Raw genomic sequence first — 13106 nt, 5'->3', positions numbered from 1 at the left:
CTCTTGCCAAGCGGAAGTTAAAACGGAAATTCAGGGGCGCGATGTTATCAGGCGGGCCGCCTCCGGCTCCAGTAAACGACCGGTGTCGGCCGGCAGGCGGCTGATCAGGAAATCGAGGAAGGCCTTGACCTTCATCGCCTGGAAACGCCGCGAAGGATAGACCGCATACAGTTCGCCGACCGGCAACGGCACGTCCGCCAGCAAACGCACCAGACGCCCGCTGTGCACGCTCTCCGCACAGATCAGCGCCGGTAGCGCGGCAATGCCGGCACCGGCGACCACCGCCTCGCGGGCGAAGGTGATGTTGTTGCAGGACAGCACCCGCTGGCAGGGCAGGCTGTCTCCGGAAAGCGGCCAGTAGCGCTGGGAGTCGGTGGACAGAAGGACCGCGCGATGCCCGGCAAGCTCGGCCACCGATGTCGGCGTGCCGTGCGCCGCCAGGTAGTCGGGGCTGGCGCAGAGCCAGCGGCTGGTAGAGAGCAGGCGACGGGCCACCAGGGTGGAATCCTCCGGCTGGCCGACCATGATCACGATGTCGACGCCCTCCTGCAGCGGATCGACGCTGCGCGAGGCCAGCTCGACCTCGGCGGTGATCTGCGGGTACTGGCGCATGAAGTCGCCCAGCAGGCTGGCGAGGAACATCTGGCCGAACTCTATCGGCGAGGTGATCCGCAGCAATCCCGACGGCGCCTGTTGCAACTGCATGACCGCCTGCTCGGCCTCGGCGAAATCGTGCATGATCTGCCGGCAGCGCTCGTAGTAGGCCTGCCCTACTTCGGTCAGGCGCAACTTGCGGGTAGTGCGATTGAGCAGGCGCACGCCCAGGCGCTCCTCCAGCAGGGCGATGCGCCGGCTCACCGTGGACTTCTGCATGCCCAGGCTCTGCGCGGCCTGGGTGAAGCTGTGGTACTCCACCACGCGGGTGAAGATCAGCGCATCATCAAGCCCCATTATTGTTCCCTATAAGCAACAAAGAGTCCGAAGTGTAGCGCCTATAACGTCCGGCGGAACACTGCTAGATTGGCCGAATTTTGCCGACGGAACACTCCACCCATGCCCGCCCAACTCAAACGTCGCCTGACCGTCTTCCTGGTGGCCGTCGGCCTGATCGCCCTGGCCTTCTTCCTGCACTGGTGGTTCATCGGCCGCCACGTGGAAAGCACCGACAACGCCTACGTCCAGGGCGAGATCACGCGGGTGGCCAGCCAGTTGGGCGCGCGGGTCGAGGAAGTCCTGGTGCGCGACAACCAGCACGTGGACAAGGGGCAGCTACTGGTACGCCTGGAAGACGCCGACTTCAAGCTCGCCGTCGAGCGCGCCCAGGCCGCGCTGGCCACCCGCGAGGCGGAACTGGCCCAGGCGCGCAGCAAGCTGGTGCAGCAGGGCAGCCTGATCGCCGCCAGCGCCGCCGACGTCAACGCCAGCCAGGCAACCCTCGGTCGCGCACAGATCGACCTGAACCGCGCCGAAGCCCTGCGCAAGCCCGGCTACGTTTCCGAGGAACGGGTCACCACCCTCACCGCCGACAACCATGTGGCTCGCTCGCAACTGGCCAAGGCCCGCGCCGACCTCGAGGCACAACGCGTCCAGCGCGACACCCTGGGCGCCGAGATCAAGCGCCTGGAAGCGCAGATCGCCAGCGCCCGCACCGAACTGGCGCAAGCCGAAATCAACCTGTCACGCACCCTGATCCATTCGCCGATCAGCGGCCTGGTCGGCCAGCGCAGCGCACGCAACGGCCAGTACGTGCAGGTCGGCACCCATTTGCTGTCGCTGGTGCCGGACGAAGACATCTGGGTCCAGGCCAACTTCAAGGAGACCCAGGTAGGCCGCATGCGCGACGGGCAGAAGGCGCGCCTGACCTTCGACGCCTTCCCCGACACGCCCATCGACGGCCGCATCGATAGCCTGTTCGCCGCTTCCGGCGCGCAGTTCAGCCTGCTGCCACCGGACAACGCCACCGGAAACTTCACCAAGGTGGTGCAACGCATCCCGGTGAAGATCGTGTTCGAGGCCGACAACCCGCTGCATGGCCGCATCCGCCCCGGCATGTCCGTCGAAGCCGAGGTCGAGCTCCGTGACCGCTGAGGCGCTGGCCCGGCCGCTTGGCGAACCGACCCGGCGCGACTGGATCGCGGTGCTCAGCGCCATGCTCGGCGCATTCATGGCGGTGCTCGACATCCAGATCACCAACTCCTCGCTGAAGGACATCCAGGGCGCGCTGGCGGCGACCCTCGAGGAAGGCTCGTGGATCTCCACCTCCTACCTGGTGGCGGAGATCATCATGATCCCGATGACCGCCTGGCTGGTGCAGCTGCTCTCGGCACGCCGCCTGGCGGTGATGATCTCGGTGGGCTTCCTGGTGTCTTCGCTGCTCTGCTCGTTCGCCTGGAACCTGGAAAGCATGATCGTGTTCCGCGCCATGCAGGGTTTCACCGGCGGCGCGCTGATTCCGCTGGCGTTCACCCTGGCCCTGGTCAAGTTGCCGGAACACCACCGTCCGAAGGGCATGGCGCTGTTCGCCATCACCGCCACCTTCGCGCCCTCCATCGGACCGACCCTGGGAGGCTGGCTGACGGAAAACTTCGGCTGGGAATACATCTTCTATATCAACGTGCCGCCGGGCCTGTTGATGATCGCCGGGCTGCTCTACGGCCTGGAGAAAAAGGCGCCGCACTGGGAACTGCTGAAGAGTACCGACTACGCCGGCATCGTCACCCTCGGCATCGGCCTGGGCTGCCTGCAGGTCTTCCTCGAGGAAGGTCACCGCAAGGACTGGCTGGAGTCGCAACTGATCGTCAGCCTCGGCAGCGTCGCCCTGTTCAGCCTGGTCCTGTTCGTCATCCTGCAACTGTCGCGGCCGAACCCGCTGATCGACCTGGGCATCCTGCGCAACCGCAACTTCGGCCTCGCGAGCATTTCCAGCATCGGTCTGGGCATGGGTCTGTACGGCTCGATCTACGTACTGCCGCTGTACCTGGCACAAATCCAGGGCTACAACGCCATGCAGATCGGCGAGGTGATCATGTGGATGGGCATTCCCCAGCTGTTCCTGATCCCGCTGGTCCCGAAGTTGATGAAGCTGGTCTCGCCGCGCCTGCTCTGCGCCGCCGGCTTCGGCCTGTTCGGCCTTGCCAGCTTCTTCTCCGGGGTGCTCAACCCGGACTTCGCCGGACCGCAGTTCAACCAGATCCAGCTACTGCGCGCCCTCGGCCAGCCGATGATCATGGTGACCATTTCGCTGATCGCCACCGCCTACCTGCAGCCACAGGATGCCGGCTCGGCCTCGAGCCTGTTCAACATCCTGCGCAACCTCGGCGGCGCCATCGGCATCGCCCTGCTCGCGACCCTGCTCGACAGTCGCGCCAAGGTGTACTTCGACTATCTGCGCGAAGCCCTGGTGCCGACCAACCCGCAGGTCGACGAACGCCTCGCGCAACTCGCCGCGCAACTGGGCAGCCAGCAGGCGGCGCTGGGCAAACTCAGCGAGATCACCCACCAGCAGGCGATGATCATGGCCTACAACGATGCTTTCCATGTCATCGGCATGGTGCTCGCAGTGAGCATGCTCGCGGTGCTGCTGACCCGCTCGCTGCCGGCCGGCATCGGCACCCGCGCCGACGCCGGGGCTCACTGAGGTTCAGACGTTGACCAGGCGCTCGCGCAGCGTCTGGATCTCGTCGCGCAGTTGCGCCGCCGCCTCGAACTCCAGGTCGCGGGCCAACTGGTACATCTTTTCCTCCAGTTGGCGGATGCGCTTGCTGATCTCGCTCGGCGAGCGCAGTTCGTTCTCGTAGCGCCCGCTCTCCTCCGCCACCTTGGCCACGCCCTTGCGCTTGCCGCGCGCGCCGGGCACCACGGCGCCTTCGAGAATGTCCTTGATGTCCTTGCGCACCCCCTTGGGCACGATGCCATGGGCTTCGTTGAAAGCGATCTGCTTGGCCCGACGCCGCTCGGTCTCGTCGATCGCACGCTGCATCGAGCCGGTGACGTTGTCGGCGTAGAGGATCGCCTTGCCGTGCAGGTTGCGCGCGGCACGACCGATGGTCTGGATCAGCGAGCGCTCCGAGCGCAGGAAGCCTTCCTTGTCCGCGTCGAGGATCGCCACCAGCGACACCTCGGGCATGTCCAGGCCTTCGCGCAGCAGGTTGATCCCCACCAGCACGTCGAACGCACCGGCGCGCAGGTCGCGGATGATCTCCACTCGCTCGACGGTATCGATGTCCGAGTGCAAGTAGCGCACCCGCACGTCGTGATCGCCGAGATAATCGGTGAGGTCCTCGGCCATGCGCTTGGTCAGGGTAGTCACCAGCACCCGCTCATCCTTGGCCACACGCTGGCGGATCTGCGAGAGCAGGTCATCCACCTGGGTCATCGCCGGGCGTACCTCGATCTCCGGATCGACCAGCCCGGTGGGACGCACCACCTGCTCGATGACCCGCCCGGCATGTTCCGCCTCATAGGGGCCCGGGGTAGCGGAGACGAAGATGGTCTGCGGACTCACCGCCTCCCACTCTTCGAAGCGCAGCGGCCGGTTGTCCAGCGCCGAAGGCAGGCGGAAACCGTATTCCACCAGGGTCTCCTTGCGCGAGCGGTCGCCCTTGAACATCGCGCCGACCTGCGGAACGCTGACGTGCGATTCGTCGATAACCAGCAGCGAGTTGGCCGGCAGGTAGTCATAGAGCGTCGGCGGCGGCTCGCCGGGGCCCGCCCGGAAAGATAGCGCGAGTAGTTCTCGATGCCGTTGCAATAGCCCAGTTCGAGGATCATCTCCAGGTCGAAACGGGTGCGCTGCTCCAGGCGCTGCGCTTCCACCAGCTTGTTGTTGTTGCGCAGGTAGTCCAGGCGTTCCTTGAGTTCGGCCTTGATCTGGTCGACCGCCTCCAGCAGGGTCTCGCGCGGGGTCACGTAGTGGCTCTTGGGGTAGAAGGTGAAGCGCGGCAGCTTGCGGATCACCTCGCCGGTGAGCGGGTCGAAGGCCGAGAGGCTTTCCACCTCGTCGTCGAACAACTCGACACGAATCGCCTCGAGATCGGATTCGGCCGGGAAGATGTCGATCACATCGCCACGCACACGGAAAGTCGCACGGGCGAAATCCATGTCGTTGCGGGTGTACTGCAGGCTGGTCAGTCGCCGCAGCAGTTCGCGCTGGTCGATGCGGTCGCCGCGGTCCAGGTGCAGGACCATCTTCAGGTAGGACGCGGGATCACCGAGGCCGTAGATGGACGACACGGTGGCGACGATGATCGCATCCGGACGCTCGAGCAGCGCCTTGGTCGCCGACAGGCGCATCTGCTCGATATGGTCGTTGATCGAGGAGTCCTTCTCGATATAGGTATCGGAAGACGGTACGTAGGCCTCCGGCTGGTAGTAGTCGTAGTAGGAAACGAAGTACTCCACGGAATTGTGCGGGAAGAACGTCTTGAACTCCCCGTAGAGCTGGGCCGCCAGGGTCTTGTTCGGCGCCAGGACCAGGGTCGGGCGCTGCACCTGGGCAATCACGTTGGCGATGCTGAAAGTCTTGCCAGAGCCCGTCACCCCCAGCAGGGTCTGGTGCGAAAGCCCCGCCTCCAGCCCCTCGACCATCTGCCGGATGGCTTCCGGCTGGTCGCCGGCGGGCTTGAAGCGCGAGTCGAGTTGGAACGTATCCATGAAAAACCTCGCAGGGAGCTGTGACGCCAAGGAAAATCCGGCGTCAGAAATAGCTGAAAGCATGCACCTAAATGTCGCCGCATGCATCAAGGGGTGTCTATAATAACCCCCCGTTTGCGCAACCCTTTGCGCCCCCGCATAACGGGTTGCGTTGCCCTCCTCTCTTCACACTCCGAGCAGCCGCAAAATGAGTCTGTTTTCTGCCGTCGAAATGGCACCGCGTGATCCCATCCTTGGCCTGAACGAAGCCTTCAACGCCGATACCCGTCCGGGCAAGATCAACCTGGGCGTGGGCGTGTACTACAACGAGGAGGGGCGCATTCCGCTGTTGCGTGCCGTGCAGGCTGCCGAGAAGGCCCGCATCGAGGCCCACGCGCCGCGCGGCTACCTGCCGATCGAAGGGATCGCCGCCTACGACCAGGGCGTACAGAAACTGCTGTTCGGTAACGAGTCCGAGCTGCTGGCCGCCGGCCGTGTGGTCACGACCCAGGCCGTCGGCGGCACCGGCGCGCTCAAGCTCGGCGCCGACTTCCTCAAGCGCCTGCTGCCCGACGCCACGGTGGCCATCAGCGACCCGAGCTGGGAAAACCACCGCGCACTGTTCGAAGCCGCCGGCTTCCCGGTGCAGAACTACCGCTATTACGACGCCGCCAGCAATGGCGTGAACCGCGCCGGCCTGCTGGAAGACCTGAATGCCCTGCCGGCCCGCTCGATCGTGGTCCTGCACGCCTGCTGCCATAATCCGACCGGCGTCGATCTCGAGCTGGACGACTGGAAACAGGTGCTGGACGTGCTCAAGGCCAAGGGCCACGTGCCGTTCCTCGACATCGCCTACCAGGGCTTCGGCAACGGCATCGAGGAAGACGCCGCCGCGGTGCGCCTGTTCGCCCAGTCGGGCCTGAGCTTCTTCGTTTCCAGCTCGTTCTCCAAATCCTTCTCGCTCTATGGCGAACGCGTCGGCGCCCTCTCGATCGTGACCGAAAGCCGCGATGAATCGGCCCGCGTGCTGTCCCAGGTGAAGCGGGTGATCCGCACCAACTATTCGAACCCACCGACCCACGGCGCCAGCGTCGTCTCCTCCGTGCTCAACAGCTCGGAACTGCGGGCCCTCTGGGAGCAGGAACTGGGCGAGATGCGCGACCGCATCCGCGACATGCGCCTGGCGATGGTCGAGCAACTGGCAGCCCACGGCGCCAAGCGCGACTTCAGCTTCGTCGGTCGCCAGCGTGGCATGTTCTCCTATTCCGGCCTGACCGCCGACCAGGTCGAGCGCCTGAAGACCGAGTTCGGTATCTATGCCGTCAGCACCGGCCGTATCTGCGTCGCCGCGCTGAACAAATCGAACCTGGAGACCATCACCAAGGCCATCGTCCAGGTCCTGTAGGGAAAATGGGGAAGTCATCGGGAGAGGCTTGACTTCCCCTTTTTAATCAGTAACATACGCCTCGCTGTTCCGCGATAGCTCAGTCGGTAGAGCAAATGACTGTTAATCATTGGGTCCCTGGTTCGAGTCCAGGTCGCGGAGCCAAATTCAAAGCCCTCGGCACATGCCGGGGGCTTTTTCGTTATCGGGACGAAAGTTCGCCCCTTCAGTCGCACCTCACTCGATGACGATCCGCGCCCGGTTCTTCTCCAGCAACGCCGGGCCTACCCCTTTCACTTCCAGCAGTTGATCCACCGAGACGAACGGACCATGGGCCGCACGATACTCGAGGATCGCCCTGGCCTTGGCCTCGCCGACACCGTTGAGCCCCCGTATCAGGGCGGCCTCATCGACCGTATTGATATTGACCTGCTCCCCCGGCGACACGGTCGTCGCAGGTGTCGTTGCGGCCAGCGGATTCTTGGCGACGGCGACCGGTGCGGCGGAAGCCGAAAACGGAAGACAGGCGAACAGGATGAGAAGCAGAGCGGATTTGATTAGGTGCATGGGGTGCACTCCTTCAGAGATGAATGACCACGTAGAGGGCTTCATGCCCATCCACGAAACCACCTTATCGCCGTGGAACGCACCTGGATCGACAGCCCCAGCAAAGCAGTCGCTTCCTGGTCCGGCACCGGAAACATCGTACGGAGAAAACAAAAAAGGCCGCTAGGCGGCCTTTTCCGGAGAACGATGACTCAGGGTTCTCGCCGCCTCTGGCGATAGATCCAGTCGACGATTTCACCGTCAGGCGCATAACCGCTGACGGTTTCCCGCAGCAACTGGCGAACCCGTGAGTAGTCGTCCTTCTCCACGGCGGCCAGCAACTGCTCCAGCACGACCTTGAAGGCCTCCCAGCTCAGGTGTTCCTCGTTGGCCCGCATGATCATCGGATGGTCGGTGGGATTCACGTTGTCACCGATCAGCAGCTCTTCGTAGAGCTTCTCGCCAGGACGCAGGCCACTGAACTCGATGGCGATGTCACCATGGGGCGAACGCTCGGAACGCACGCTCAGGCCGGACAGGTGGATCATCTTCTCGGCGAGCTCCAGGATCTTCACCGGCGGCCCCATGTCCAGCACGAATACATCTCCGCCCTGCCCCATCGAACCGGCCTGGATGACCAACTGCGCTGCCTCGGGAATGGTCATGAAGTAACGGGTGATGCTCGGGTGGGTGACCGTCACCGGGCCGCCGCGCTTGATCTGCTCGCGGAACAGCGGAATGACCGAACCGGACGAACCGAGGACGTTGCCGAAGCGGACCATGGTGAAACGGGTCTTGTTGACGTGATGCACGTCCTTCCGGTCGCCGAACAGCACCGGCGCCGATTCGTTGCTGAGCGCCTGAAGGACCATTTCCGCCAGGCGCTTGGTGCTGCCCATCACATTGGTCGGCCGCACCGCCTTGTCGGTGGAAATCAGCACGAAGTTCTGCACGCCGACCTGCACCGCGGCCTGCACCGCATGCAAGGTGCCTATCACGTTGTTGAGAACGCCTTCGGCGATGTTGTGCTCGACGATCGGCACATGCTTGTAGGCCGCCGCATGGTAGACGGTATTGACCTTCCAGGTACGCATCACGTCCACCAGGCGCTCGGGATTGCGCACCGAACCGAGGATCGGCAACAGGTTCACCGAAAGCGACTCGCGCTTGATCCGACGCTCCAGTTCCTGATGGATGCTATAGAGGTTGTATTCGCTGTGCTCGAACAGGATCAGCACGCTAGGCGAACAACTCATGATCTGCCGACAGAGTTCCGAACCGATAGAGCCACCCGCCCCGGTCACCATCACCACCTGACCGCGGATGCACCGTTCCAGCAGCTCCTTGCGCGGTGCGACGCTGTCGCGTCCCAGCAGGTCAGCGATGTCCACCTCCTGCAGGTCGTCCACCTTGACCCGGCCGCTGGCCAGGTCCATGAAGCCGGGCATGCTGCGCACGTGCAGCGGGAACGGCTCCAGGGACTCGAGAATCTCTCGGCGCCGGGCCCGAGTGGCGGAAGGAATCGCCAGGAGAACCTCCTGCGCGCCCGTCTCGTCGATCATCTGGCGGATATGCTTGGCGGTATAGACCCGCAGACCGGCGATGACCCGGTTGGCGATCTGCTTGTCGTCATCGATGAACGCCACCGGACGCATCGCCCGACCGAGACGCAACGCCGCAACCAACTGGTTGCCGGCCGCCCCCGCGCCATAGATAGCCACCCTGGGCAGGCCATCCTGGCGATTGAGAAATGGTACCGACTGCACAGCAGAGTACCAGTCGCCCATGAAATACTGGCGCATGGCCAGACGCAAGCCGCCGATCAGCAGCATGCTCAACCACCAGTAGTTGAACACCAGGGAACGCGGCACCACCGCCGGCGGGGAGCGGTACCAGTAGACCAGCAACGACAGGACCAGCGCGGAAATGGTGACGGCCTTGGCGATCGCGATAAGGGCGTCGTTGCCCAGGTAGCGCATCACCGCCCGGTACATGCCGAAGCGGATGAAGAGCGGGATGGCGGTTAGAGGCGCCGCTATGAACAGCCAGGCGTGATCCCCGAACGGATCGATCATGTCTTCGGTGCCGAGACGCACCAGGAAAGCCAGCCACAATGAAAGCCACACCAGGCCGATGTCCGTCGCAACCTGGAGAATGCGCTTCTGGCGGCGCGGCAATCCCAGGAGGCGTCCACGCAAGTTATCCAACATCCTATTAATCAGCCCCCTTCACTGCACCCGCATCCACCCGAACAAGTCCGGGCAGTCCATTTCCTTGGTCTGGCAAATACCATTCCGGAACCCAAATCACGCTATCGGCAGTAGTCACTACTGATCATCGCTTGCACATTCCTTTCATATTATACGTTCCCGGAAAATCGTCCCGCGCCTCCAGCCAACCGGGACATTCAAGCAGCGCGTGATTCCAGGACTCCGGCCTTAAAACGGAGCGCCAGGAACGCCAGAGGCAGGTAGCCAATCAACAAAGCAAGCATGCCGTCGATCTTCCCCGCTGCGACAAGCAGTGCCAGTGGCAACAACCAGAAGATGTTGATGCCTCCCACTGCCAGGGTAACAGGAAGATGACGCCCGTAATGACGAGAAGCATACTGGTATGCGTGACTGCGATGCGCCTCATAAACCTTGTCTCCCCGCAGCAACCGGCGCAACAAGGTCAGGGTAGCATCAACAATGAATACCCCCAGCAGGATGAGCCAACCCCAGAAGAGTTGCGGCGAGACCCATGCGGCTTGCAGGGAAAGGCCACCAATGATAACCCCCAAGAAACCGCTACCAGCATCCCCCATGAAGATCCGCGCAGGAGGGAAATTCCAGAAAAGGAACCCCGTCACCGCGGCTGCCAGCAGCGCCGCCAACCAAACGCCCTGGGATGCCTCATCGGAACCTACACCACTGACCACGACAAGCAGGGCAGCGCCAACGCACACACACACAGCCTCAACGCTGGCAATCCCATCGATACCGTCCATGAAATTGTAGAGATTGAGCATCCATACCAGATAGAACGCCGCAGCTATGTGTCCAACCCACCCCAGATCGACCACAAGGCCGAAAAAGGCCAATGCAGGCAAACCTCCAAGCCAGTACAGCAGCCAGCAAGCACCGGCGAAATGGCCGAGCAAACGCCAACGGGCAGCGATATGGCCATGATCGTCGAGGAAGCCCAGCAATGCGATCCCAATACCCGCCCCCAGGATACCAGTGGCCAGATCCGGTTTCACCGCGCCCAATATCGCCGCAAGCAGCACTGCCAGCAGGAAGGAGAGCACGATAGCGACACCGCCCCCCCTAGGCGTCGGCACCTGGTGAGAACTTCGAGCATTGGGTACATCGATCAAGCTGCGGGCAATCGCGTAACGGCGCAAGCCGGCGGTCAACAGCAGGGAAAGAGCGGCAACCGCCGGCAACAACAACCATAGATTCATCATTGGCGATCCAGGAAAGAGCGGGCGGTTTTCTCCAATGCCTGGTCCACCCCTACCGGCGGAGTCCAGCCAAGCACTTGGCGGGTTTTCATGATATCGACTTGCAATGAGCCGCACAGGCGGCGAGCAAATGCCTGCCTGTTCAGAACTTTCGCCGCTGCACCGATCCAACTGGCGGGAACAGGCAGCAGGCGAGCGGGAGCGCCCAAGGCGCGTCCCATTCTCCGCAGCAACTCGGTGGTGGAAAGATCCTCACCGTCGCTTACGAGGAAAACTTGCCCGACCGCAGCCGGATGCTCGATGCAGGTGATGATGAGGTCGACAAGATTATCCAGCGACACCAGACTACGCCGATTATGAATAGCCCCTAGAGGGAGGGGCACGCCGCGCTTCAGCCAGCGCATCATGGTCTGTACGTTGGCCTTGACCCCTGGACCATAAACCAGGACCGGTCGGATGATCACAACCTCCAGTCCGGTCTCTTCCGCCAGATCCAATAGCGCTTGCTCCGCTTCCCGTTTGGAAACGCCATAGGGATCGACAGGATTGGGCGGACTGTCCGCAGTATAGGGCCGACCGGGCTCAGTTCCCTCGCCATTGACCTTTATCGAGCTGATAAAGATGAAACGCCGCACTCCCCGGGATACGGCCTCCCGGGCCAGATCAAGTGTCCCCTGAACGTTGGCCTTGCGGAACTCGACGAGCGGATCGGAGGCCGTCTCGCTCATGACATGCACGCGGGCAGCGCAATGAACCACCGTATCGATGGCCGACTCCGCATCCCAGACAACAGAACTGCCCAGTTCACCCAGAAGCAAGGGAGTAACCCCTCGAGGCCAGGCCCCACCTCTTCGGCGGCACCCGGCCCAAACCTTGTACTGCCCGGAAGAACAGAGACTATTGACCAGCGCGGCCCCGATGAATCCGGTTGCCCCCGTTACCAATACATTATGTCGCGTCAAGCTCCGCTCCCTAGTGCCCGATAAATATCCAGGTGCTGTTGGACGATACTTTCGATCGCAAAATCACGCTCTGCCAACGCTCGCCCAGCAGCTCCCATCTTCTTGCGCAACTCTGGCGACTCGATAAGACGCTGAATGGCATCCGCCAGAGCAGCAGAATCACGCACCGGCACGAGCAGGCCCGTAACATCAGCCTGGATTGCATCCCGGCAACCCGGTACATCGGTCGTCACAACCGCACGCCCGCACGCCGACGCCTCGACCAGGACCTTGGGAAGCCCTTCACGATAAGAAGGCAGAACGACTATATGCGAACGGGCGAAGACAGACGCGATATCCTGGCGATAACCAAGACACTCGATCGTGCCCTCGCTACGCCAACGCTCTAGTTCGGACGGCTCGATACTGGTGGGGTTCCCAGGATCCAGGTCTCCGACCAGTTGAAAATGTGCCGGTACGCTGCGCTGCCTAAGGATATTTGCCGCTTCGACGAATTCCAGCACACCCTTGTCCCTGAGCAACCGAGCCGCCAATGTGACCACCGGCGTTTCGGGGCTTTCCGGGGCCGGCTGGTACTGCGTCAGGTCGACCCCCGAACCGCGAATCAGGACGGACTTTTCAAAAGTGATCGCACCCAGGCCGATCAGCGCGTCCCGATCATCGGGATTTTGAAAGATGACACGCAACTTTTTCTTGCCCAAAGCCCGCCGATAAAGCCAGGCGACACAGGCACGAAACGCGCAGGCCTTCAGACCCTTGGCCATGAAAACGAAACCAAGTCCGGAAACGGCCGCCACGACCCCCTTCACCGGCGCCAAGCGTGCGGCGATACCGCCATAGATTACCGGCTTGATGGTAACCAAGTGTAAAACATCAGGCCGCAATCTCCACAAAAGGCGCCAGACATAAGTCAGCAGATACAGCTCTGAAAAAGGATTTTTTCCGCTTCTGGACAGTGGCAATTCATGATGCAGAAAACCTTGGGAGACGATCTTTTTCACCGCGTCACCAGGGCGTGTGGCGATATGTACCTGGAAACCAGCCTGCTGGGCTCCGACAGCGACCGGTAAACGGTGAGACATGAAGAAAGCCGGGTCGTTCACTATCATCAACAATACCGGCTTCATGCAAACTCCTC

General features: G+C 62.6%; 9 protein-coding genes, 1 tRNA gene and 1 pseudogene. 4 read left to right on the top strand and 7 right to left on the bottom strand.

Annotated elements, in window-relative coordinates:
- Positions 1 to 30 precede the first annotated feature (30 nt).
- Complete coding sequence (locus tag AT700_RS09115; protein ID WP_003091419.1) at positions 31 to 951, bottom strand: LysR family transcriptional regulator; 921 nt, start codon at positions 949 to 951, stop codon at positions 31 to 33.
- A 102-nt stretch (positions 952 to 1053) separates the two neighbouring features.
- Here AT700_RS09115 and AT700_RS09110 point away from each other — a divergent pair, with 102 nt between their 5' ends.
- Both AT700_RS09110 and AT700_RS09105 read left to right on the top strand, forming a co-directional pair.
- Entirely contained in the window at positions 1054 to 2088 is a 1035-nt protein-coding gene (locus AT700_RS09110; protein WP_003104593.1) for an HlyD family secretion protein, read from the top strand.
- A 49-nt stretch (positions 2089 to 2137) separates the two neighbouring features.
- Positions 2138 to 3637: an MDR family MFS transporter gene (locus AT700_RS09105; RefSeq protein WP_003119736.1), complete on the top strand. Its 1500-nt coding sequence runs from the start codon at positions 2138 to 2140 to the stop codon at positions 3635 to 3637.
- A gap of 3 nt (positions 3638 to 3640) precedes the next feature.
- Here AT700_RS09105 and uvrB read toward each other — a convergent pair.
- Positions 3641 to 5652 (bottom strand): annotated as a pseudogene (gene uvrB / locus AT700_RS09100) (excinuclease ABC subunit UvrB).
- A 187-nt stretch (positions 5653 to 5839) separates the two neighbouring features.
- On the opposite strand from uvrB, the gene AT700_RS09095 reads away from it, so the two are divergent.
- Together AT700_RS09095 and AT700_RS09090 are read left to right on the top strand one after the other, a co-directional pair.
- Positions 5840 to 7036: an amino acid aminotransferase gene (locus tag AT700_RS09095; RefSeq protein WP_003110849.1), complete on the top strand. Its 1197-nt coding sequence runs from the start codon at positions 5840 to 5842 to the stop codon at positions 7034 to 7036.
- 68 nt (positions 7037 to 7104) lie between these two features.
- Positions 7105 to 7180, top strand: a tRNA-Asn gene (locus AT700_RS09090).
- Between the two features lie 72 nt (positions 7181 to 7252).
- Here the strand turns inward: AT700_RS09090 and AT700_RS09085 are convergent.
- The 5 genes from AT700_RS09085 to AT700_RS09065 all read right to left on the bottom strand — a co-directional run bounded on the left by AT700_RS09085 (position 7253) and on the right by AT700_RS09065 (position 13095).
- Positions 7253 to 7582, bottom strand: a complete 330-nt coding sequence (locus AT700_RS09085) for a ComEA family DNA-binding protein (RefSeq protein ID WP_003104586.1) — start codon at positions 7580 to 7582, stop codon at positions 7253 to 7255.
- A 191-nt stretch (positions 7583 to 7773) separates the two neighbouring features.
- A complete protein-coding gene (locus AT700_RS09080; protein WP_003122257.1) occupies positions 7774 to 9771 on the bottom strand; it encodes a polysaccharide biosynthesis protein in 1998 nt (665 codons plus the stop codon).
- 197 nt (positions 9772 to 9968) lie between these two features.
- Positions 9969 to 11006: an MraY family glycosyltransferase gene (locus AT700_RS09075; RefSeq protein ID WP_003452706.1), complete on the bottom strand. Its 1038-nt coding sequence runs from the start codon at positions 11004 to 11006 to the stop codon at positions 9969 to 9971.
- Positions 11006 to 11968, bottom strand: coding sequence for a UDP-glucose 4-epimerase family protein (locus AT700_RS09070; RefSeq protein ID WP_016253165.1), 963 nt, complete (start codon positions 11966 to 11968; stop codon positions 11006 to 11008). The genes AT700_RS09075 and AT700_RS09070 overlap by 1 nt, the downstream gene beginning before the upstream one ends.
- Positions 11965 to 13095 carry a glycosyltransferase family 4 protein gene (locus AT700_RS09065; protein ID WP_003122254.1) on the bottom strand — a complete coding sequence of 377 codons (1131 nt, stop codon included), beginning with the start codon at positions 13093 to 13095 and terminating at the stop codon, positions 11965 to 11967. Before AT700_RS09065 ends, AT700_RS09070 begins: the two co-directional genes overlap by 4 nt.
- Positions 13096 to 13106 lie beyond the last annotated feature (11 nt).

Source organism: Pseudomonas aeruginosa, assembly GCF_001457615.1.
In the GTDB taxonomy this organism is placed as follows: Bacteria; Pseudomonadota; Gammaproteobacteria; order Pseudomonadales; family Pseudomonadaceae; genus Pseudomonas; species Pseudomonas aeruginosa.
The sequence above is the reverse complement of the archived record's forward strand: the minus strand, read 5'-3'. Positions and strand labels throughout refer to the sequence as shown.

Coding starts and splice junctions, on each gene's coding strand:
- AT700_RS09115 (WP_003091419.1), bottom strand. CDS start 951: ATGGGGCTTGATGATGCGCTGATCTTCACCCGCGTGGTGGAGTACCAC.
- AT700_RS09080 (WP_003122257.1), bottom strand. CDS start 9,771: ATGTTGGATAACTTGCGTGGACGCCTCCTGGGATTGCCGCGCCGCCAG.
- AT700_RS09110 (WP_003104593.1), top strand. CDS start 1,054: ATGCCCGCCCAACTCAAACGTCGCCTGACCGTCTTCCTGGTGGCCGTC.
- AT700_RS09065 (WP_003122254.1), bottom strand. CDS start 13,095: ATGAAGCCGGTATTGTTGATGATAGTGAACGACCCGGCTTTCTTCATG.
- AT700_RS09095 (WP_003110849.1), top strand. CDS start 5,840: ATGAGTCTGTTTTCTGCCGTCGAAATGGCACCGCGTGATCCCATCCTT.
- AT700_RS09085 (WP_003104586.1), bottom strand. CDS start 7,582: ATGCACCTAATCAAATCCGCTCTGCTTCTCATCCTGTTCGCCTGTCTT.
- AT700_RS09075 (WP_003452706.1), bottom strand. CDS start 11,006: ATGAATCTATGGTTGTTGTTGCCGGCGGTTGCCGCTCTTTCCCTGCTG.